The sequence below is a fragment of the Prevotella dentasini JCM 15908 genome, assembly GCF_000614065.1.
Lineage (GTDB): Bacteria > Bacteroidota > Bacteroidia > Bacteroidales > Bacteroidaceae > Prevotella > Prevotella dentasini.
The window spans coordinates 88,243-109,412 of sequence record NZ_BAKG01000008.1 but is presented as its reverse complement, the minus strand read 5'-3'; the positions used below and the strand labels follow the sequence as shown (position 1 = coordinate 109,412).

Below are 21,170 nucleotides of genomic sequence, written 5' to 3'. Positions count from 1 at the left end.
TATAAATTTTCCGCTTGCCGCATATAAATTTTCCGCTTGCCGCAGGCGGCTTTCCGGCTGTCGTACTCCGGCTTTCTCTCCGTTGGCTTTCCGCCTGCCGGCGGCTTGGCTCGCCTGACGGAGCAGGGCCATCCCCCCGTCGGGAGACAGCCCTGCAATCCGTGTCGTCCTGTATGTCTGCCCGTATCCGTCTGTCGTAACGGAAGGGCAAAAAAGTTTTTAGGCTTTTCCTGTCAGTCTGTCAGCCTTCTGCAACTGTCTGATAATAAGAGACCGGGATGTTAAAACCGCTGACGGCCTGACAGCAGCTTCAGCCGCAGGCTGTTCAGCACGACGCTGACACTGGAGAAAGCCATCAGCGCACTGGCCCACGAGGGCGTTATCTGCCAGTCGATGCCGAAGAGATGGGGCAGCCCGGCGGCGAGGGGGATGCAGACGATGTTGTAGACGAACGCCCAGAAGAGGTTTTCCCCAATCATCCTGACGGTCAGCCTGCTCAGCCTGACCGCCTCGGGAAGCGTCGCGAGGTCGTCGCCCATGAGCGTTACCTGCGCCACGTCCATTGCCACGTCAGTGCCCTTCCCGATGGCGATGCTGACGTCGGCCAATGCCAGAGCCTGCGTGTCGTTGATGCCGTCGCCCATCATGGCCACGGTCTTCCCCTCGGCCTGCAGCTGCCTGACGAGGTTCTCCTTGTCCTGCGGCAGCACCTTGCTGCGGTAGTGGCCGATGCCTGCCTTCCCGGCCCAGTAGCGGGCGGCCTCCTCCCTGTCGCCGCTCATCATGTAGACTTCTATTCCCATCTGGCGGAGCGCGTCCATCGCCTCTCGCGCGTGTGGCTTCAGATGCTCGCGCGCTTCCGGCGGCAGGTCATCGGCCTTGGTGAAGTCTATGCTCTGGTTGGGTATGGTCAGCGTGCCGGTCTTGTCGGTGACGAGCGCGTCCACCTTGCGCAGGCGTTCCAGTGCGGTGGCGTCCTTTATGAGAATCTGACTCTGCGCCGCCCTGCCTATGCCCACCATGAGAGCCGTAGGCGTCGCCAGTCCCATGGCGCAGGGGCAGGCTATCACCAGTACGGCAACGGCAGACATGACGGCCTGCGGCAGCGAGGCACTTCCGCCTGCCGCCCACCACGCAAGGAAGGTAGCGAGGGCGATGCCTGCAACGACGGGGACGAACACGCGGGCCGCCCGGTCCACGATGCGCTGCACGGGGGCTTTGCTCCCCTGCGCCTCCTGCACCATGCGGATGATGTGTGCCAGTGCCGTGTCCTCGCCTATCTGCCGTGCCCGCATGCGGAACTTTCCCTGACTCGGGATGGTTCCTGCCAGCACCTTCGACCCTTTCCGCTTCTCTGCCGGGGTAGGCTCGCCCGTAATCATGCTCTCGTCCACGTAGGCAGCGTCGGCGGTCATGAAGCTCTCCGCCCGGACTACTTCGCCGTCGACGGGCACCTTCTCTCCCGGCCGCACTTCGAGCACGTCGCCTTTCTCTATCGTCGAGATGGGCACTTCCTCTATCCTGTCGCCGTCTACGATGCGTGCCGTCTTCGGTGCCATGCCCATCAGCTGGCGGATGGACGATGCCATGCCGTCCCGGGCTTTCTCCTCAATCATCCGCCCCGTAAGGACGAACGTGATAATCATTACCGAGGCGTCGAAATAGGTGTGCCACTCAATGCCGCGGCTGCCCCATACGCGCTCGCCCCAGAAGGTGTTGAACGCGCTGAACAGGAAGGCGATGCCCGTGGAGAGGGCAACGAGCGTGTCCATGTTGGCCGTGCCGTGCCGGAGCTGCCGCCATGCCGTGGCGTAGAACTGCCGGCCGCAGTAGAGCATGTTGGCCAAGGCCGTCAGCAATGCCACCTGATTGGCGACGGCGGGCGGCCCTGCCGGAATCCATCTCATGGAGACGCACATCACCGCAACGGCAAAGCCCCACGAGACGACCGTCCTGCGCCGGAGCAGCGTGTATTCGCGCTTCTCTATCTCTTCCGCCGAGCGGTCTTTCTCTATGATGAGGTCGTAGCCGATGGCGTTTATCTCTGCCTTCATCTTTTCGGGCGTAATCTCTTCCGGGTCGAAGTCTACTACGACGGAGCGTCCCGGCAGCGAAACCTCGGCCGTCTTTATTCCGTGCAGCGAGTTCAGTTTCCGTTCCACGTTGGCAGAGCACGCAGCGCATGCCATGCCCGTTACTGGTATGGTCTGTTTCATAAAGCGTCTGTTCGGAGCCTTTCCGTCGTCTCCGCGAGGGGGGGAGACGCAGGGAAGATGCTCCTTGATTGATTATTCCGTATGTTATCCCTGACAATCTGGGCTGTCCGCCCGATAATTCCGATTGTTCCCGACGGGAATCCTCCCCTCCTCCTCCGAAAGACGGGAGAAGACAGGGAGGATGATTCGTGCCTCGGCAGCGACGGGAGAGGGGCTTATAGTTCCATCTCGTATCGTCCGCTGTTCTCGACGGCATCCTTGAGCTGTTCCGGTGTAACGGCCTTCTCGTCGTACTCCACCGCCACACTGCCGTCGGCAAGGCTCGCCTCGGCCGAGCTGACGCCACCAAGACTGCGCAGGGCGTTCTCAACATTCGCCTTGCAGTGTTCACACTTCATACCGCTGACTGCAAATACATTCTTTGTCATAGTTCTTTCCTTTCTGTTTTATGTTGTCTTTTGTTCGGATGAGAGGTGCGGAGCCGTCCGGCGCGCATCTTTCCGACGACTGCAAAGGTACGAATATATTGTGTAATCCGTGTTACGTAATTATGGATAAGAGTTATGATATTCCGTCGCCGCGCTCCCTGCCATGCTCCGTAGCGCAGCTTGCTGACCATATTCCTGTCTCTGACATCGGCCTTCCGGTGTGGAGGGAAAACTGCTCCCGCACAGCGAAAGTGCCGTCCTCATGCAGCGAAAACGGCACTTTCACCACGTCAAAGTGCCGTTTTCGCAGGGCGATAGCAACGGTATGAAAAAACGGCAATAAAATTATGGCAAAGCCTTTGTGTTGTCGGAGAAAATCGCTACCTTCGCAACATAATGGCAAAGACTTCCGTCAGACGGCATGGCGACGTAGTGCCGCACGAAATATCACATTATCATAACTATATAATCAACTTGAAAATGAAACACATCAAAGCAATCTGGTTATTTCTCTTTGCCGTGCTCGTCTTGTCCGTACAAGGCGTGAAGGCACAGCAGAACACCTACAACTACACCCATGCCGTACAGGCATTGCAGGAGGGCGACATCGCCAACGGGCAGGCCTACCTGTTCAAGGAGCTGGCTATAAACCCGAAGAATGGCTATGCGTGGTCGATGCTGTCGGCATCCTACGCCATCGAAACAAACGTGGACAGTGCGCTGATAGCCATAGACAACGCCATCAGGTACTTGCCGAAGACCGACGAGCAGACGCTCGTGAAATGCTACAACGCCAAGACCAAGTATCTCTCTGCCATCAATGAGGACGGGAAGATACTGGAGACCATCAACGAGGCCATCAAGAGGCTGCCCAACAACTCCGACCTCTATGCCCTGCGCGGCGACTACTACACCAACCACGAGCAATACGACCTTGCGCGGAAAGACTTCAAGAAGCTGCTGGACATCGACAAGGGAAGCGTGGACGGAATGATACTGATAGGTCATGCGTTTCTGAATGAAGACAAATACACCGAAGGTCTGGAATGGTACGACAAGGCACTGGCTGCCGACGCAAGCAACGACGACGCCCGAATGGGAAGGGTGTTGGCCCTGTTGGCAATGGAGAAGACAGAGCCGGCACTCGACGACCTGCTGACGCTGCACAAAAGCGGAAACGAAACATCGGGAAACCTCCTCGTAGCATTGACGGACAGCATAGAGACGCGCGAAATAGTACTGACGAAGACAAAGGCCCGCCAGGCAGCCGAGCCGGCAGAGGGCATCTGGCCCTATACCTTGGGAGGGCTGTATGCCCAAATAAAGCAGCGCGACGAGTCTATCAAATACTATAAGCAGGCATTCGAGATATACAAGGATGCCGAGACGGCTGAAAAAGTCGGCAGGCAGTACTTCGCCGTCAACCAATACAAGGAGGCGGAAGAATGGGCAGACAAGGCCGTGGCCCTTGCCAAGGATTCCGACCTGTTGGTAGGAGACTACTACGAGTTCAAGGGCGATATTCTGAAAGACCAAGGCGACTATGACGGTGCCATCAGGCAGTATTCCGAGACCCTCAAAGAGGACGACGAGAGAGCCAATGCCTACTTTCAGCGCGCATTGTGCCATATCTATCAGGGCAAGAACGAGGAGGCACTGCCCGACCTTGATGCCGCTGTCAGTCATGGCGAGAACGGTGTGGCAGTCGCCTATGCTTGGCGCGGCTGGATTTACAAGATGTCAGGAAAGACGATGGAGCACAGGGCGACTTCCGCAATGCCGTAGAGAAAGACAGCGTGGGGACGCCCATCATGCCGACCTTCATGGGGCAGCACTTCCTCGGTATTGACAACATGGCCAAGGAGAGTGCCGCAAGATGCCTGAAAGAGAACGGTGAACCCGACGACTATTTATGCGTGGCCTGCCTCTATGCACTGATGGACGACAAGCCCATGGCTGTCCGCCATCTTGAATTGGCCATAGAGAAAGGCTTCAACAGCTGGTACGTGCTCCGCGACCATCCTTGGCTGAAGAGCCTGAAAGGCTATACCGACTATGAGGCGTTGCTGAAGAAATATCTGAAATAGTCCCCCCTATTTATGCCAAACAAAGGGATTCCACACGCAAATGGTGGAATCCCTTTGTTCTTTTGATGCTTTGATATTGTAAAATATCCATTACGCCTGAAATAATAGATTGGGTGTAAGTGACAAAAATCTATTTGCTCATCGCTTGCTGCTTGCATCTATCCCAAAAACAAAGCGAGTCCGGCTGCAAATGCAAACTGGACTCGGTTATATTTAATTTCATTTGGTTTCTGCCTATTGACAGAATAAAAGTTATAGAGGGATGTAAGGAAATACTTATCCTATTTCAGCAAATCCCCGGCAATGTCTTTCGTTGTATTTAAGAGTGCTTTTCGGACGCACTCCCTACTATCCGAGGCTACTTCTTCATTTCTTTCTTTCCGTTCACAATATAAATACCCGCGGGCAGACCGTCAAGCGAGACTCCAAGATACACGCCCTGTAGATTATAGACGCCCTTGCACTTTTGTGGTACGTCGGTAATGGTAGAGACAATGCCGGTTTCTCCTTTCTTGGTGAAATATCCTGTCGTGGGGTTAGCCATAGTTACGTCTGTTCTGCCCTCGTCGAATTCTACTGCCCCCACAAGTTGTCTGCACGCAAAGAACATGTCAGTGGAACTTTCGCACGTCCACGCATCATTACAGAAAATGGTAGTCAGGGATTTGCAATCGCCGAACATAATGTACATTTCGGTTACATTCTTTGTGTTGAAGTTTGTAAGATCAAGTATTGTAAGAGCTTTGCAACCGCCAAACATGCCTTCCATGTCGGTCACGTTCTTCGTGTTGAAGTTTTTGACATCAAGCGATGCAAGGGATTCGCAATTGAAGAACATGTTGCGCATTCTGGTTACGTTTTCCGTATTGAAATGCGTGACATCAAGCGATGTCAGGGATTTACAACCACCGAACATGCCTTCCATATTAGTCACGTTCTTCGTGTTGAATTTTGTAACATCAATCGATGTAAGGGCTGCACAACCGCTAAACATACCGTTCATGTCGGTAACATTATCCACCTTGAAGCTCGTGACATCAAGTGATGTAAGGGTTTCACAACCATAGAACATATACCCCATATTGGTTACATTCTTGGTGTTAAACTTCATGACGTTGAGCGATGTCAAGACTTTACAACCAAAGAACATGTAGCTCATGTCGCTCACATTCTCTGTATTGAAGTTCGTAATATTAAGCGATTCCAAGGCTTCGTCGAAACAGAACATACCTTCCATTTCGGTTACGCTTACCGTATTGAAATTTGATAGGTTGAGCGAAGTCAGAACTTTACACTCATAGAACATATAGCCCATGTCAGTTACGTTCCCTGTATTGAAACTTGACAAATCAAGTGATGTCAAGGATTTGCAGCTACCGAACATGTTTCTCATATTAGTCACATTTTCCGTATTGAAGTTCGTGACATCAAGCGATGTCAGGGATTCGCAACCAAAGAACATGAAAGACATGTCTTTCACTTGTGAAGTGTTGAGGTTTTCTATTCCCGAGACTTGCTCTAAGGCATTCATGTTATAGAAAAGCCGAAGGGTACTTGTGAGACGGAAGTCTTTGAACGAGGTATCGAATATGACATTGGTTATGGTCTTATTCGGTTCGGTATCATTTCCACTCCAAGCAGGATTCTGATCCGTTTCCTGCTTATCATCTATGCCACACACGGTACCTGTGCGCGAGTTTTGCTTAGTGTCGTAATAGAATGTGAGGGTCTTTTCATCGGTACTTTTCACTACATAGGCTTCCTTGGTCTGTGCTTGCGCCCGTTGCGGAAAGGCGAGTAGGGTGAAAAACAGCATGATAATAGCCACTACATGTTCTTGAGTAATCTTTGCTTTTTTCATGAGATTTCCGTCCCCCTGTTAAAATCCCCTTATACGGAGCAATGTCTTTAGAGGACTCGGACATTTGGTTTTGATAAATCTTTTATTTGAACAATACACAATTTAATCTATTTAGGCTATAAATAAACGGATATTTTTTGAGATAAATGCTGGATTATTGTTATTTTTTATTAAATAATAACACAAACATAAATATTTTTCAGGAAAGAGATGGATAGTTCACAATAAACACTTTTTTGCACTCTAAAATAAACAAAAGCCTTTAAAAGACAATAAAATATAGGCGTAATGAACATTTGACTGGCTGAAATCTCTCAAAGATTCTTTATTTATTACCTTTGCAACATTTGAAAACCCATAAATAACTATATTTTCCGTAGCAGCTCAAATGTTAAAAAGAACAACCATCGTCAGTCCATTCAAATGTACTTTATACACCGCTTGCGGTAAATAGTTTCAAGTAGATCACCGGATAGACAAAGTTCATTTGTGGCAAAGTTATCTTATAGAGAAACGTACCATAGCCGAGTTTTCTGCTTTCCACAAATGTGCAGAAAAAACAATACGGAAGAGACTAAGGCCAATCGCAGATAACGTTGTCGAATTCCATCCCATATCAGCCGTCGTTATAATTTATACGAGACGTAATAGCAATGAGACTGCCTCGCTTTTCGGAACTTTTTGCAGCGTCTATTTGTCCTTACAAGGCAAGACTCTTTGCCGCTCTTTGAGCATTACTTCCTAAGAGTCAAGAAAACTTCTTCATGTCAAGTTTTCCACACTGCTTAGAACTCACTCGTGAAGTGGAACTTGATGTGTTCAAAGTCCTGTTGTGCCATGCTCAGCACGTAGCCGGAATCAGCGAGAAACACGTCCCTGCCCTCATTATCCTTCGCCATATACTGGTACTTCCGCTTCTTGAAATTGTCCAGTTCTGCCTCGCTGTCGGCTTCTATCCAGCATGCCTTGTGAAGATGGACGGGTTCCCAACGGCACTTGGCGTTATATTCGTGTTCCAAGCGGTACTGAATCACTTCGAACTGAAGCTGCCCTACCGTTCCGACAATGCGGCGGTTGTTGAACTGATTGACAAAGAGCTGTGCCACACCTTCATTCATCAGCTGTTCGATACCTTTCATAAACTGCTTCGACTTCATGGGGTCGTCGTTCTCAATATACTTGAACAGCTCCGGGGAGAAGCTCGGCAGCCCACGGAAGTGGATGTTCTCACCTTCGGTCAGCGTGTCGCCAATCTTGAACACGCCACCGCTGTCCGGCAATCCGACGATGTCGCCGGGATAAGCCTCGTCTACCGTACTCTTGCGCTGCGCCATAAACTGCGTCGGAGAGGAGAAACGGAGCGTCTTTCCATTGCGGACATGCAAATAGGGCTGATTGCGCTGAAACTTGCCGGAGCATACTTTGCAGAAGGCAATACAGCTGCGGTGGTTCGGATCGATGTTGGCGGTAATCTTGAAGATGAATCCCGTGAATTTCTGTTCGGCAGGTGCTACCATCCGCTCCTCCGCCTTCGTGGGACGGGGACTCGGTGCTATCTCCACAAAACAGTTGAGCAGCTCCTGCACACCGAAGTTATTGAGGGCCGAGCCGAAGAATACGGGAGCCACTTCGGCCGAACGGTAACTCTCTACGTCAAATTCCGGGTAAACGCCGTTGACGAGTTCGAGGTCGTTGCGCAACAAGCCGGCAAAGTCGCTGCCTACCTGTCGGTCAAGCTCCTCGGAATCTACGTCCACCTCTATGGTCTCCGTAACGCGCTGTTTGTTCGGTGTAAAGAGGTTGAGCTTCTGTTCGTAGATGTTGTATACGCCCTTGAAGCGTTGCCCCTGCCCGATAGGCCACGACAGGGGGCGCACTTTGATTTTGAGTTCTTCCTCCAATTCATCAAGCACATCAAAGGGGTCGCGTCCCTCGCGGTCCATCTTGTTGATGAAAATAATAACCGGTGTGTTGCGCATACGGCAAACTTCCATCAGCTTTCGGGTCTGTGCCTCCACACCTTTGGCGGAGTCTACCACGATGATGGCGGAATCTACGGCGGTCAGCGTGCGGTAGGTGTCTTCGGCAAAGTCCTGATGGCCCGGTGTGTCGAGGATGTTCACCTTATAGTCCTCGTAGTCGAACTCCATCACGGAGGTGGATACGGAGATGCCGCGCTGCTTTTCGATGTCCATCCAGTCGGATGTTGCCGTCTTGCGTATCTTATTGCTCTTAACCGCACCCGCCACTTGGATTTGCCCACCAAAGAGGAGGAACTTCTCGGTAAGGGTCGTCTTGCCGGCATCCGGGTGGGAGATGATGGCAAAGGTTCTTCTGCGTTCTATTTCGTTCATTCCTGTTTCGTTGCTTATGCGTTAAGGTTTTTCATGCAGATCTTGAGGCTGTCTACCCAGTAAGGAATCCTGATGCCGAACGTTTCCTTAATCTTTGTCTTGTCGAGCACAGAGTAGGCAGGACGCTTTACGGGCGAGGGGAACTCGTCGCTATGGCATGGCTGGATGTCGCAGTCCCTGTTGCCGGCAAGCTCGGCTATCTTAATGGTGAAGTCATACCAGCTGCATACGCCTCATTGGAGAAGTGATAGATGCCGCTCTTACCCTCGTACTTTCGGTTTTCTACGATGTCAAAGATGGCATTGGCAAGGTCGCCGGCATACGTCGGAGTCCCACACTGGTCGAAAACAACCTTCAGCTGTGGCTTGGTAGCGGTAAGATTCATCATCGTCTTTACGAAGTTGTGCCCGAACTCGCTGTATAGCCATGCAGTGCGGAGGATGATATGGTTCACCCCGACAGCCTGTATCCGCTCCTCGCCATGCAGTTTGGTAAGCCCGTAAACGCCTGTCGGCGTACCTTTCTGGTCCTCCTTGCAGGGCGTGTTGTACGGATCGCCGCCAAAGACATAGTCGGTGCTGACATGGACGAGCAGTCCGTCGGCTTCCTTCATCGCCTTGGCGAGATTCTCAGGAGCCGTGGCATTGAGCGTCTCCACGATGTCTCCGGCCGTCTCAGCCTTGTCCACATTGGTCCAAGCAGCACAATTGATGATGCACTTCACATTGTTTTTCTTCACCACCTTGCGTATTTCGTCAAGGCAGGTAATGTCTAACTTCTCATAACCATCGCATACATCGGTGAAGATATAGTTGTCCTTGCTGTCTTTAGCGACTAACTGCATCTCGTTGCCGAGTTGTCCGTTGGCACCTGTTACAAGTATATTCATTTCTTTTCTCTTTAGTTTCGTTCATCCTTAATCGTCTTCAAACTTCAGCCCCTCGGTCTTATCCTTGATGTAATAGTCCGAGAGCATGCCTATGAGTGTCGTTATTTCCTTTACGGCATGGCTGGTTTCCTGACTGATTTCCTTTTTCTGCAAGCGCAGCATCATCACTCCGTAAAGCGTGTCGAAGCAGGTTTCTATCTCGCTTTTACCGAGTTGGGCAGCTACCGCCTTTAGTCTCTCGTCGTTCTTGCGTGCCATTTGGTCGGCCGCCTGTTTGGTCTTGCTGCGCAATTCCACTATATAGGGCAACACACGATAGTATTCGGCAGAATAGAACGGGAACTTTGACGATGCCAGCAACTGTGCATGAAGCTCCGTCAAGTCTTGTACGAGAATCTTATTGATTTGCAGGTGTCCGCTTTCGCGACATCCCTCCTGATTCATCATGCGTACCAAGTCGCCGAACCAGTCTTCCTCGTCTTCCTTCTGTTCCTCGGTGTAGTCGAAGCGGTCTATATACTCTTTGCGGATACGGGTCAACGAACAGCCGTAAACGCGTATAATGTCTTCTATCTGCCACATATAGAGCAGATATTCTGCTATGCTTTTCTTCCTGAGTTCTCTTGCTACAAACATAGATAAAACGATATTGAAATATTGGCTCCCCTGCCTGCTAATAGTAGGACGGCAGATGGTACAGGTTGAAGACCGTACCGACAAGAACAAGCAGCGAGAACAAGATGACGATAGAGCCTATCACCTTATTAATAATAAGGATACCGTTGACATCAAACTTCTCCTTTACCTTGTCTATGACCCACGTCAGCCCATACCACCATACCAAGGCACCCAGCGGAATACTCGCAAAGCCGACTATCATCTCCAACGGCCGCGATGGCTGCACAAAGGCAAACTGTGCGAAAGTGGCATGATGAGGAAGATGATAAGCGGATTTGAGAAAGTTACCAGAAAGGCCGTGAAGGTGTTGTGCAGCAAAGTCCCCTTGGTGTTTCCGCTCTTATGTATCTTCTTCATGGGATTTGACACGAAGCAATATATGCCGAAAAGCATTAAAAGAATACTTCCCGAAATCTGTAGAATGAACTGATAGGCGGGGTTCTGCAAAGGTTCCATAATGAAACTCATGCCCAGTCCTACGATGAGGGCATAGATAAAATCACTGGCTGCGGCACCGATTCCTGTAACGAAACCGTACCATCGTCCTTTATTCAAGGTTCGTTGGATACATAATATACCAACCGGACCCATTGGCGCGGACGCAATGATTCCGATTAACATACCCTTAAAGATAAAGTCGAGGATATCCAGCTGGATGGGAAATGGCATGTTCATAATTCGGGTGCAAAATTGCAAAAATAATACGGAATAAGCAAATTTCGCTAACAAAACTTTGTCGAATTGCGAGTTTTTTCATAACTTTGCCAGTATAAAGTTAAATCAAAAACTTATTATTTCATGGATATATTAGAACCACGGCCTTTCGTGATAGGCTTAGACTTAGGGGGAACTAACTCAGTCTTTGGTATTGTTGACCAGCGCGGTCAAGTTATAGCTACTAACTCAATCAAAACGCAGACTTACAAGACCGTAGAGGATTTTGTAGATGCAGGAGTCGAGGCCTTGAAACCCATTATAGCCAAGGTGGGGGGATTACCCAAATCAAGGCCATGGGCATCGGTGCGCCTAACAGCAACTTCTACCGTGGCACAATAGAATATGCTCCCAACCTTACATGGGCACATACGGGCGTCGTTCCTTTGGCAGAGATGTTCTCGACACGCCTGAATATTCCCGTAGGACTTACCAACGATGCCAACGCTGCGGCCATCGGAGAAATGCAGTATGGCGTCGCACGCGGCATGAAGAACTTCATCATGATAACATTGGGCACGGGCGTAGGCTCCGGCATCGTACTTAACGGGCAGATGGTATACGGTTCCGACGGCTTTGCCGGAGAGTTAGGGCACGTTACCATGGTTCGCAGCAGCGAAGGCCGGACGTGCGGATGCGGCCGGACCGGCTGTCTGGAGCCTATTGCTCTGCAACCGGCGTTGCGCGCACGGCCCGCGAGTTTCTGCTAAGCTCGGAAGAACCGTCCGAACTCCGCAATATCAACCCCGAAGACATTACTTCGCTTGATGTTTCCATTGCTGCCGGAAAGGGCGACAAACTGGCCTTGAGCGTCTACGAGTTCACAGGCAAGATGCTTGGCGAGGCCTGTGCAGACTTTGCCACCTTCGCATCGCCAGAAGCATTCGTCTTCTTCGGCGGTCTGACAAAGGCAGGCGACTTGCTGATGAATCCCATCAAGAGGGCCTATCACGACCACGTCATGCCCGTGTTCCGCGACAAGGCCAAATTCCTTATCAGTTCCTTAGACGATGCTTCAGCCGCCGTGCTGGGTGCATCTGCCATAGGCTGGGAACTCTGACGGACAATATTGCACTACGGGGTAAGGCGAAGCGTTTTTCGGTTCCCCGTTCAGAACATATAGGCATAAAGAAACAAAGACCTGTAGGCAACCACCTACAGGCCTTTTTGTTTGGACGTATCTTATCAGCTTATGCCCTCCCGGAGTTTGCCCATGAGGCAAACTCCGGGCAGTTGCTTGATGCCGGAATAGCGAAAGTGCCACTCTGACACTGCGAAAGTGCCGTTTTCGCTGTATGAAAACGGTACTCCCATGGTACGAAAACGGCACTTTCGCCTGACGCCTTCAAAAGTTTGTATATCAGACAATTACGGGCAGGCTATCTTAAACGGAAAAGGCAGCAGACCAAATGGCCTGCTGCCTTTTTACCATTCTGCCGTACAGGCCTAACGGCGCGTACCCTTCTTGCGCTTGGCTGTCGGCTTACGGCCAGTCGAAGCCGGCTTGGCGGTAGTGCCGGGCTTGTAGTATCGCATGGCCTCCGGCATCCATCCCTGAATGTTCTTGATACGCTTGGCATCGGAGGGGTGGTCGCTCAGGAAGTCGGACGTACTGGTGTTGCCCGACGACATGCGCTGCCAGAAGCCGACAGCGTTCTGTGGGTCGTAGCCCGCCATGGCTGCAAAGATAAGTCCCATGTGGTCGGCCTCGTTCTCATTATCGCGGCTGTACTTCAGGTTTCTGAAGGAGAAATAGGTGCTGGCTATCTCTCCGCCCGTCTTGGCAAGGCCGCTATTGCCCGTGATGGCACCGAGTATGCCTGCCCCGAGCTGGATGCCCGTCTGCTGATTCTGCTGCTTGGTCAGCTGCTCTGCGCTGTGCTTGGCTACGGCATGGGCTATCTCGTGCCCGAGAACGATTGCAAGACTTGCCTCGTTCTGGGTATAAGGCAGCAATCCTTCGTAGACTACAATCTTTCCGCCCGGCATACAGAAGGCATTGGCCTGCTTATCCTGCACGAGATTAAACTCCCAATGATAGTTCTTCAGGTCGTCGGCAAATCCGTTGTTGCGGAGGTAGGTCTCCACGGCAGTGGCAAGCCGGCGGCCCACGCGCTGTACCATCTGGGTATTCTTTGTATCGGCCGACTTCTTGACAGAAGCCATGAACTTGCTGTATTCCTGCTGACTAAGGCTGAGAATCTGCTCGTCCGAAACACTGATTCTATGAGTGCGGCCCGTGAGGGGCACCGTGGAAGTAGTGCCGCAGGCGGCAAGCGTGGCAACGAAAGCAGCCACCAAAACATACTTAATTTTCTTCATTGAACTTTTATTTTATAACTTTCTTGGGGCAAAATTACAAACTTCCCGGGACAAAAGGAAAGGTTCGGGACTTTTTTTAGTTAAAGCAAGGGAAGTATGCACTTATGTTGCTGGCTGTGAAACGGGACAACACCAACCATGACAGCTGCACCTCCGAATTGTTGTGGACAACTGACAAGCCGAAGAAAATGAAAAGGCTGACTTCGCAGCCAGCCTTAATCCTTACAAAAACATTATGAAATAATTTTATTTCGCGAACAAGATTTTCATTTAATAAATTAACGTAGCCGCTGCCATCGTCATATAGTTTGGTCCTTTCTAAGGCTTACTGGGCACGCTGACAGGTACGGCACTTACGCTCGCAGTAGCGTTCGCATTGTACGCGTATGTCATATCCAAGCATCGCACCAAGGATAAAGTCTTCCTCGGGAGACAGCTGATTAAGCGGCTTCGTAACCATTAGCTGGATGGCATCGAGACATTCGCGCCTTCCAAAGAAAAGATTCAGACGGTCGTTTCCGATAGGACGGACGATGTAGGGGATGTTCTGGCGTGTAAGCCGTGCGGTGGCATATTCCTCATACTTCTTGTTACAGGTGAAGAGTACCATCTGCCGGATGCCTTTCTGAAACTCGTAGATGTGGTTCATCAGAACCTTCATGTCGGTCGGTATCATTTCCTTATTCATTCCCCTTGTCGTTCGTCATACATTAGTTCAGCCCCCTGACGGGGCAGGAAGGGCGGTTACAATTCGCCCTTGATGTTCTCCAGCCATGCGTCGATGCGCCCTTCGGTCTGGTCTTCCTCGTTCACATCGTCGAGAACAAGTCCTACGAAGTTGCCGTCTATCACGGCTTCGCTGTCGTCGAAGGTATATCCGGCCGTTGAAACTCCCGGAAGGATGTTGGCACCTTGGCAGGCATCGTAGATTTCCTTTAAGGCTCCGCAAAACGTATCGGAGTAGGACTCGCTGTCGCCACAGCCGAAGAGAGCTACGGTCTTGCCTGTGAGGTCGGCCTCTTTAAGGACATTGATACCGTCGTACCAGTCGTCCTGCAATTCGCCTGCGCCCCAAGTGGAGGTTCCGAGGATAAGATTGTCGTTTTCAGCAACCACGTCTGCATTGAAGTCTGCAACGTTAACAGCTTCTGTACCGAGCTTCTCGGCAATGGTATTTGCTATATTTTCGCATGTGCCGGTTGAAGAACCGTAAACTACAACTGTTTTCTTCATTTTCCTAACTTTTAGTTCTTGTTTGTTTAACTTTCGATTGCAAAGATACGATGATTGTTTTATCCTTGCAATACCTAAAAATAGTGGTTTCGTCAAAATACCTAACTATAGGTAGTTGAAAATAAGGAAGAAACAGCCTGTAGGCTTGTTTGCCCCGTCGGGCAAACCGGGCTTATCGGAACAACCGGGCCAGACCGTCCAATTACTCCGATAAGCACGACAAGCGAATCAAGGTTTCACGAACTTCCGGCCACCTCTTATATATATGCCGGAAAGCAGTTTCCCCGTATCGGTTCCGCAATATCTGCCATCCAAGGTATAGACATGCAGGCCGTCAGGCCGCCCTGCCGTAGCTGTCATCTCTTCTATACCCGTTGCCAAGCGCAAGGCCTCCTGCAAGCCGGCATAGACGTCTATCTGTCCGTAGCCGTAGAGATTATTGGGCACGGGCAGCGAGCTGTCGTATCGGGTACAGGTCTTTCGGAAGATGGATATGCAGTCTTCGGGAGTCAGACGGGGATTGACTTGCAGCCAAAGGGCTATTGCGCCGGCCACAACGGGCGACGACATAGAAGTCCCGGCATTGGAATTCCATGCAAATGTACGCCCGTTGAAGTCGAAATGACGGACATCCGACGAAAGCGCAGACAAGGGTTGGGAAGGATTGGAAATAAAGAAAGAGCTGTAAGACGAGATGACATTCTGTCCCGGAGCGACCACATCGGGCTTCACCCGACCGTCGAAGGCCGGGCCTACTCCAGAGAAAGGTATGCGCTTACCGTCCGTCCCGTGATTATACACCTTTGTCTCGCCTAAGTAATTGACAAACTGCGTGCGGTAGCCCGTGGCCCCTACAGAGATGGCACGCGGCGCACTCGAAGGTGAATGGATGCTGTACGAATTGTCGCCGGCATTGAGCTGAGGGTCGAGCGGCCGCTCAATGAGATAGCCGCTCATGCGGAACAGCTCAACATCGGCATCGCTGCCAACCAGCTGGAGCGACGCATAGACACCGCTGCCCAGCCTGTCAGAACAGGTCAGCACAAAGTCGTAGGCAGTCTCCGTGGGTTCGTAATAGTTCGGATAGGCCATAATCTGCCAGTCGTAGCGTCGTCCGCCTATCGTGATGGTGTCGGCAAAGAGGGAGTCCGGAGCCGAGATTACTCTGCCGGTGGGAATATCTACTACCGTGGGATGAAGCTCGTCGGCATAAATAGTCGTCCGAAAGACAAAGGGACGGGAGGACTTGCAGGTGAAGAACGCTTTGTCGGGATTACCTATGATAAACGATCCGGCACTCTCCTGTCCCTTTGGCTTATGGATATGGTTGACCAAGTTACCGTCATTTCCTGCCGAGGCAACAAGTATATGTCCCGGACCTAACAGTGAGTCAAGCACTTCATAGTAGAGTGGATCATACCCATGCAGGTCTTCATGTCCGCCCTCGCTGAAGTTGATGACGCAGGGCTGACGGTGGCGGTCGGCATAGTCGAAGATATATTTGAAGCCAAGTGCATCCGTGGCATAGGTGTACTTATAGTAGTCGGCAGAATCAATGAGGGCAGCATTATTGGACGTTGCGTTGGCTACCATCACTATATCGGCATCGGGAGCCATCCCCTGATAGGGCGACACCACCCCGTTGCCCTCGGCTCCACTGCCTGCCGCAATTCCCGCGGTGTGCGTTCCGTGTGTCTGGGTCAGCCCATCGAGCGGACAGCCCACGCCAAGCAGGGCATCCTCACCCACATAGTCGCGCCCCACCACCAGCGTAGAGGCTATGGTATCGTGAGAGAGCTGATCCCACATGGCCTTGATACGATAGCGGCTCATATCCTTGCTGAAGAAGTTGGGATGGGTCAGGTCGAAGCCAATGTCCTGTACTCCCACAACAACTCCTTTCCCCGTATAGGCTTGCGGCAGCCGGTAGCTTCGTAAACGGGCTGTGCGTTGACGACAAGAATGGTCGTATCCATCTGCACCGAGCATGGCTTCCCGGCTTCAATCCGGCTTACCTGACCGTCCAGAGAGAGCGAAGCCAACTGCCCGAGGGGGATGGAGACAATGCTGATGCTGCCAAACTGCGCCCAGACCCGGCAACCATGATTGGGCCACAAGTCATCAGCATTGCCCGTTGTCCGCACAAAGGCGGTCAGAGTCCCTTGACGGGGCAGCGTAGAGGCTGAGGAGGGGCTTCTCCGTCCCTGCACCATCGTTTCGAGAACTGCCTGCCGCACGAGGGGCGACATCTTGTAGAGGCAGGGGCGTTGTGCTGCTGCCACTATCGGAAGAATCAGAAAAAGAAGATTGCTAAAGGCTCGTTTCATTGGCTAAAGTTTTTCCCGAAACGGTCATTGTCCCGTTGCCGGCATTTCATCCACAAAGAAACGAAGAAAAAACGAGATATACAAATAAAAGGACTGTAAATCAATGAAGTTCACCTTACAGCCGCTTCGCATAGCAGGCGACTCTTAAAGACTTTTCTGCCATTCTGGCATGCCACTTCCGGCAAACAGCACCCAAACTGACACAAAGCAACAATAAAACTGCCTTGCCAGCCATATTGCTGCCTGCAAACTGCCGACCCACTACCTCACAAAAGGAAAATTCAACAACGTATATGCCTGATTTACATATAAATTAATTAACTTTGCACTTCTGTAATCAACAATATAAAGAGGTAATAATGGAGAACAACATTCACAGACTCATCGTAGTAGACTACGAACTATACAGTGTAGAGAACGGCAAAGAGACTTTCATAGAAAAGACCGAAGGCCAGAAGCCCATGCAGTTTTACACCGGCTGCGAGATGACTATTCCTGCCTTCGAGGAGGAAATTGTCCGTTTCGAGACCGACAGCGACTTTGCCTTCTCACTCGAAAAGGCACGCGCCTATGGCGAATACGACCCCAAGAGCGTGCTGGCACTCGACAAGACCACCTTCATCCGCGACGGTGTGTTCGACGAGGAGACTATTTGCAAGGATGCAGTCATCCCATTGCAGAATCAGGAGGGACAGCATTTCCTCGGCAAGGTGCTCGACATCGGCGACGAGAAAGTTACCATTGACCTCAACCATCCCCTTGCCGGCAAGGACCTTCACTTCAAGGGGCACGTCCTACAAAACCGTGAGGCGTCGGAAGAAGAAGTTCGCGACTTCTTCGAGCAGATGAACCAACACCATTGTAGTGGCGGATGCGGAGGCTGCGGAGGCGACTGCGGAGAACACAAGCACGAACACGGAGATGGCGAACACTGCTGCGGAAAGCACGGACATGGAGAAGGAGAATGTTGCGGAGGCGGCCACGGAGAACACAAGCACGAACACGGAAAGGGCGAACACTGCTGCGGAAAGCACGGGCATGGCGAAGGAGAATGTTGCGGAGGAGAGCATTAAGAAGGCTCTCCCCCGCCCTCACGCCCTCACATCCGCCATATCACTAACCGGCATCCCCGGTTCTGCATCCTGCAACAGGACCGCAGGCTAATCGGTCATCCCCCATCCTCAACCCCAAACCCCTACGCTTATGCGCAATACATTTGGAAATCTCTTCACGCTGACGACCTTCGGCGAGAGCCACGGAGCCGCCGTGGGCGGCGTAGTAGACGGTATGCCTGCCGGCATCGAGATAGACTTGGACTTCATACAGGGCGAACTGGCACGACGACGCCCCGGACAAAGCCACATCACGACCGAGAGGAAAGAACCAGACCAAGTGGAACTGCTCAGCGGAGTCTTTGAAGGACGCTCGACGGGAACGCCTATCGGATTCATCGTCCGCAACACCAACCAACACTCAAAGGACTACGACAGCATCCGCGACCTGTTCCGCCCGTCGCATGCCGACTATACTTACTATAAGAAATACGGCATCCGCGACCATCGCGGTGGTGGACGCTCGTCGGCCCGCATCACACTGGCAAGGGTCGTAGGGGGGGCGTTGGCCAAACTCGTCTTGCGACAATACGGCATCAGCATCAGTGCCTACACGTCGCAGGTGGGCGACATCCGCCTCAACAGCGACTACCACCGCTACGACCTGTCCCTTGCCGAGACCAATGCCGTGCGCTGTCCGGACCCTGAGAAAGCTAAGGAGATGGAGAGCCTCATCGCCCAAGTCAAGCACGAGGGCGACACCATCGGGGGCGTGATAGCCTGCGTAGTGAAAGGCTGTCCGGTAGGACTGGGCGAGCCGGAATTCGACAAGCTCCACGCGCGATTGGGAGCGGCAATGCTCAGCATCAATGCCGTCAAGGGATTTGAATATGGAGAAGCTTTGCCGGTAGCTCGTGGCGAGGAAGTCAGCAGAACGACACCTTTGTCCCTTCAGCCTCCAGTGCAGGGCATCCGTCGTCCATCGCCACCCAGACCAACCACAGCGGAGGCATCCAAGGTGGCATCAGCAACGCCGAGGACATCTACTTCCGCGTAGCCTTCAAGCCTGTGGCAACCCTCCGGAAGGAACAGCCGACGGTAGACAAGGAGGGCAATTCCACGACGATAGACGTACATGGGCGACACGACCCCTGCGTATTGCCACGGGCAGTACCCATCGTCGAATCGATGGCGGCCATGACCTTGCTCGATGCGCTGTTGCTTTACAAATCGGAAACAAGATAGTACAAAGTTGAGAGCAATACTCAAAAAACAGGGCAAACAGGCCTGTAATCAATATTTTTATACTATTTTTGCACTGCGATAGGATGGTAGTTTGCGACAAATCACCCCTCATCGTTTAGTTAAGTCTAATTTAGTTTTTGTGTTGGTTGAGAGCAATCGTATGATTGCTCTCAAATTTTCATACCTCCCTTTCCTCTCCATCATGGCGTTTCAGAATTATTTTTATAAACAGAGTCCTCGTGTCTTACTTCCCCAAAAACATCCGTTCAGAATCCGACATGACAGACCTTTGATAATCAATAAGATACAGGAAAAGTACAAGATTGGCGTTTTTTCACGGCAAAAGCATCGTTCTCGTCTGGCGAAAACGGCACTTTGACGTGGTGAAAGTGCCGCTTTCATTTCATGGTTAACCCGAAGTCAATCACCGGGCTTTGCACAACCCGGTAATTTCCCTTATATCATTGCAGAATGATGACGGAGAACCTGAATCTCCCATGAGCCATAGACGACTTCAATCGCCCTGCATCTGCCTGTGGCATTGCACAATTATCGCTCTGCCTGCCCCGACACGTCTTTCCTGTCCGTAGGCTTAGTCCTCCGGCAAAAGGGGTGCAAAGGGATGAACCAAGTGGCGCATGGCATGCCCACCCCACTCACTGTCGTTCACATGGCGGAAACCGATGCGCCGGTAGAGACGCTCTGCCCGTGGATTCCCCATGTCTACAAGAAGCCCGGTGGGCAGGTTCATCCCCCGGCCTTTCTCAATGGTTGCCTGTAGCAATCGCGTAGCAATGCCCTGCCCACGAAACTCCGAGGCGACACAAAGCGAGTCTACATAGAGTTCACCCGGCTGCGTTTCGTCCTTCATATCAGAGAAATCTCTCCCAAAAGCCTCCAATGCCCCATCTATGAAAGCCCGGCGAAGAGGACGGAGCAATGCCCCGTCATAGCTGATGCAGATACCTGCCACCGAGCCGTCTTCTGTCCGTGCCGCCAGCGTGTTAAGGTAGGAATATTGGGTGTCTTCCCTTTCCACAAGGCCTTTCATCAGCCGGTGAAAGTCATCCAGTGTATGGCGAGGTCCGGCAAACCACTGACAGCACTCGTGGTTCATAGCCTCCATTACCAAGCTCGCAATGACGGCCGCATCTTCCTTCCGTCCCCGTTCTATTATTATCATTGTTTTAAAATAAAGAAATCTTATATCTGCCTTGCCTGAAGCAGGAGCCGATACGGCAGCATCAGGCGGACAAGAATCAAAAAGAGGACATCCCGGCCTGCGAAATGTCCTCCCTCTCTTATCCTCTGCTCCACCAGTGCTTCTTCCTTGGAGGCTCGTGGTCTTCAAACGAAGTGTTGTTGAATCCCCGGCTCATCCAAGTCTCGTGGTTCTTTATCATCTGATAGATGGTCCCCCAGTCGGGCAGACCTCCCATATTTCGGTCGTCGATAAACATGTCTGCCTTTATCTTACGGGAAAAATTCCTGTTTTTGGACTCTTCCTCCTCGGGGTAATCCTTGTTGACGGCCCAGAACTCCACGCCACGGGAGCGGCACCAGTCAACGGCTTCCTGTAGCAGTCTGCCTTCGCGTACACTCCAGAGTATGAGCTGATGTCCATCCTGAATCAACATCTTTAGCGTCTCGGTAGCAAAAGGAACCTCCTCGCCGATAGCGGGATAACGGTGCTCGACAATCGTACCGTCAAAATCAACAGCTATAACCATAACTTCTTAATCTTTCATACGGGCATGCCCCTGC

At 51.7% G+C, this 21,170-nt stretch carries 13 protein-coding genes and 5 pseudogenes; 5 read left to right on the top strand and 13 right to left on the bottom strand.

The window, feature by feature from the left end; all coding sequences use genetic code 11:
* Positions 1 to 281: 281 nt before the first annotated feature.
* The gene (locus JCM15908_RS05635; RefSeq protein ID WP_025002608.1) at positions 282 to 2,216 is read right to left on the bottom strand and encodes a heavy metal translocating P-type ATPase; all 1,935 of its coding nucleotides are present in this window, start codon (positions 2,214 to 2,216) and stop codon (positions 282 to 284) included.
* A gap of 215 nt (positions 2,217 to 2,431) precedes the next feature.
* On the bottom strand, positions 2,432 to 2,644 hold the full coding sequence (locus tag JCM15908_RS05630) for a heavy-metal-associated domain-containing protein (RefSeq protein ID WP_025002607.1): 213 nt from the start codon (positions 2,642 to 2,644) through the stop codon (positions 2,432 to 2,434).
* 396 nt (positions 2,645 to 3,040) lie between these two features.
* Here JCM15908_RS05630 and JCM15908_RS12575 point away from each other — a divergent pair, with 396 nt between their 5' ends.
* Together JCM15908_RS12575 and JCM15908_RS14110 are read left to right on the top strand one after the other, a co-directional pair.
* Positions 3,041 to 4,429, top strand: coding sequence for a tetratricopeptide repeat protein (locus tag JCM15908_RS12575; RefSeq protein WP_025002606.1), 1,389 nt, complete (start codon positions 3,041 to 3,043; stop codon positions 4,427 to 4,429).
* On the top strand, positions 4,360 to 4,731 hold the full coding sequence (locus tag JCM15908_RS14110) for a TPR end-of-group domain-containing protein (RefSeq protein ID WP_148295533.1): 372 nt from the start codon (positions 4,360 to 4,362) through the stop codon (positions 4,729 to 4,731). Before JCM15908_RS12575 ends, JCM15908_RS14110 begins: the two co-directional genes overlap by 70 nt.
* A gap of 358 nt (positions 4,732 to 5,089) precedes the next feature.
* Here the strand turns inward: JCM15908_RS14110 and JCM15908_RS05615 are convergent, their stop codons facing one another.
* The 5 genes and pseudogenes from JCM15908_RS05615 to JCM15908_RS12565 form a co-directional block, all read right to left on the bottom strand.
* The gene (locus JCM15908_RS05615; protein ID WP_025002604.1) at positions 5,090 to 6,592 is read right to left on the bottom strand and encodes a BspA family leucine-rich repeat surface protein; all 1,503 of its coding nucleotides are present in this window, start codon (positions 6,590 to 6,592) and stop codon (positions 5,090 to 5,092) included.
* A gap of 785 nt (positions 6,593 to 7,377) precedes the next feature.
* The gene (locus JCM15908_RS05610) at positions 7,378 to 8,946 is read right to left on the bottom strand and encodes a peptide chain release factor 3 (RefSeq protein ID WP_025002603.1); all 1,569 of its coding nucleotides are present in this window, start codon (positions 8,944 to 8,946) and stop codon (positions 7,378 to 7,380) included.
* Positions 8,947 to 8,960: 14 nt separating this feature from the next.
* Positions 8,961 to 9,835: pseudogene (gene rfbD / locus JCM15908_RS12570) on the bottom strand (dTDP-4-dehydrorhamnose reductase).
* 27 nt (positions 9,836 to 9,862) lie between these two features.
* On the bottom strand, positions 9,863 to 10,471 hold the full coding sequence (locus JCM15908_RS05600) for a DUF4924 family protein (RefSeq protein ID WP_025002602.1): 609 nt from the start codon (positions 10,469 to 10,471) through the stop codon (positions 9,863 to 9,865).
* A 37-nt stretch (positions 10,472 to 10,508) separates the two neighbouring features.
* A pseudogene (locus tag JCM15908_RS12565) lies at positions 10,509 to 11,182 on the bottom strand (LysE family translocator).
* A gap of 341 nt (positions 11,183 to 11,523) precedes the next feature.
* Between JCM15908_RS12565 and JCM15908_RS12560 the strand changes: the two are divergent.
* Positions 11,524 to 12,287: pseudogene (locus JCM15908_RS12560) on the top strand (ROK family protein).
* A gap of 386 nt (positions 12,288 to 12,673) precedes the next feature.
* Here the strand turns inward: JCM15908_RS12560 and JCM15908_RS05580 are convergent.
* The 4 genes and pseudogenes from JCM15908_RS05580 to JCM15908_RS12555 all read right to left on the bottom strand — a co-directional run bounded on the left by JCM15908_RS05580 (position 12,674) and on the right by JCM15908_RS12555 (position 17,109).
* The gene (locus tag JCM15908_RS05580) at positions 12,674 to 13,549 is read right to left on the bottom strand and encodes a M48 family metallopeptidase (protein WP_025002601.1); all 876 of its coding nucleotides are present in this window, start codon (positions 13,547 to 13,549) and stop codon (positions 12,674 to 12,676) included.
* Between the two features lie 325 nt (positions 13,550 to 13,874).
* Positions 13,875 to 14,237 carry a DUF2023 family protein gene (locus JCM15908_RS05575; protein ID WP_025002600.1) on the bottom strand — a complete coding sequence of 121 codons (363 nt, stop codon included), beginning with the start codon at positions 14,235 to 14,237 and terminating at the stop codon, positions 13,875 to 13,877.
* Positions 14,238 to 14,293: 56 nt separating this feature from the next.
* Entirely contained in the window at positions 14,294 to 14,782 is a 489-nt protein-coding gene (gene fldA / locus JCM15908_RS05570) for a flavodoxin FldA (RefSeq protein ID WP_025002599.1), read from the bottom strand.
* A gap of 228 nt (positions 14,783 to 15,010) precedes the next feature.
* Positions 15,011 to 17,109, bottom strand: a pseudogene (locus JCM15908_RS12555) (S8 family serine peptidase).
* A 359-nt stretch (positions 17,110 to 17,468) separates the two neighbouring features.
* On the opposite strand from JCM15908_RS12555, the gene JCM15908_RS05560 reads away from it, so the two are divergent.
* Together JCM15908_RS05560 and aroC are read left to right on the top strand one after the other, a co-directional pair.
* Complete coding sequence (locus tag JCM15908_RS05560) at positions 17,469 to 18,182, top strand: FKBP-type peptidyl-prolyl cis-trans isomerase (RefSeq protein WP_025002598.1); 714 nt, start codon at positions 17,469 to 17,471, stop codon at positions 18,180 to 18,182.
* Positions 18,183 to 18,312: 130 nt separating this feature from the next.
* Positions 18,313 to 19,406 (top strand): annotated as a pseudogene (aroC, locus tag JCM15908_RS12550) (chorismate synthase).
* Positions 19,407 to 19,998: 592 nt separating this feature from the next.
* On the opposite strand, the gene JCM15908_RS05545 reads toward aroC, so the two are convergent.
* Both JCM15908_RS05545 and JCM15908_RS05540 read right to left on the bottom strand, forming a co-directional pair.
* Positions 19,999 to 20,589 (bottom strand): GNAT family N-acetyltransferase, encoded by a 591-nt coding sequence (locus JCM15908_RS05545; protein ID WP_025002597.1) that lies wholly within the window; start codon positions 20,587 to 20,589, stop codon positions 19,999 to 20,001.
* Positions 20,590 to 20,707: 118 nt separating this feature from the next.
* Positions 20,708 to 21,136, bottom strand: coding sequence for a BT0820 family HAD-type phosphatase (locus JCM15908_RS05540; protein WP_025002596.1), 429 nt, complete (start codon positions 21,134 to 21,136; stop codon positions 20,708 to 20,710).
* Between the last annotated feature and the right edge of the window lie 34 nt (positions 21,137 to 21,170).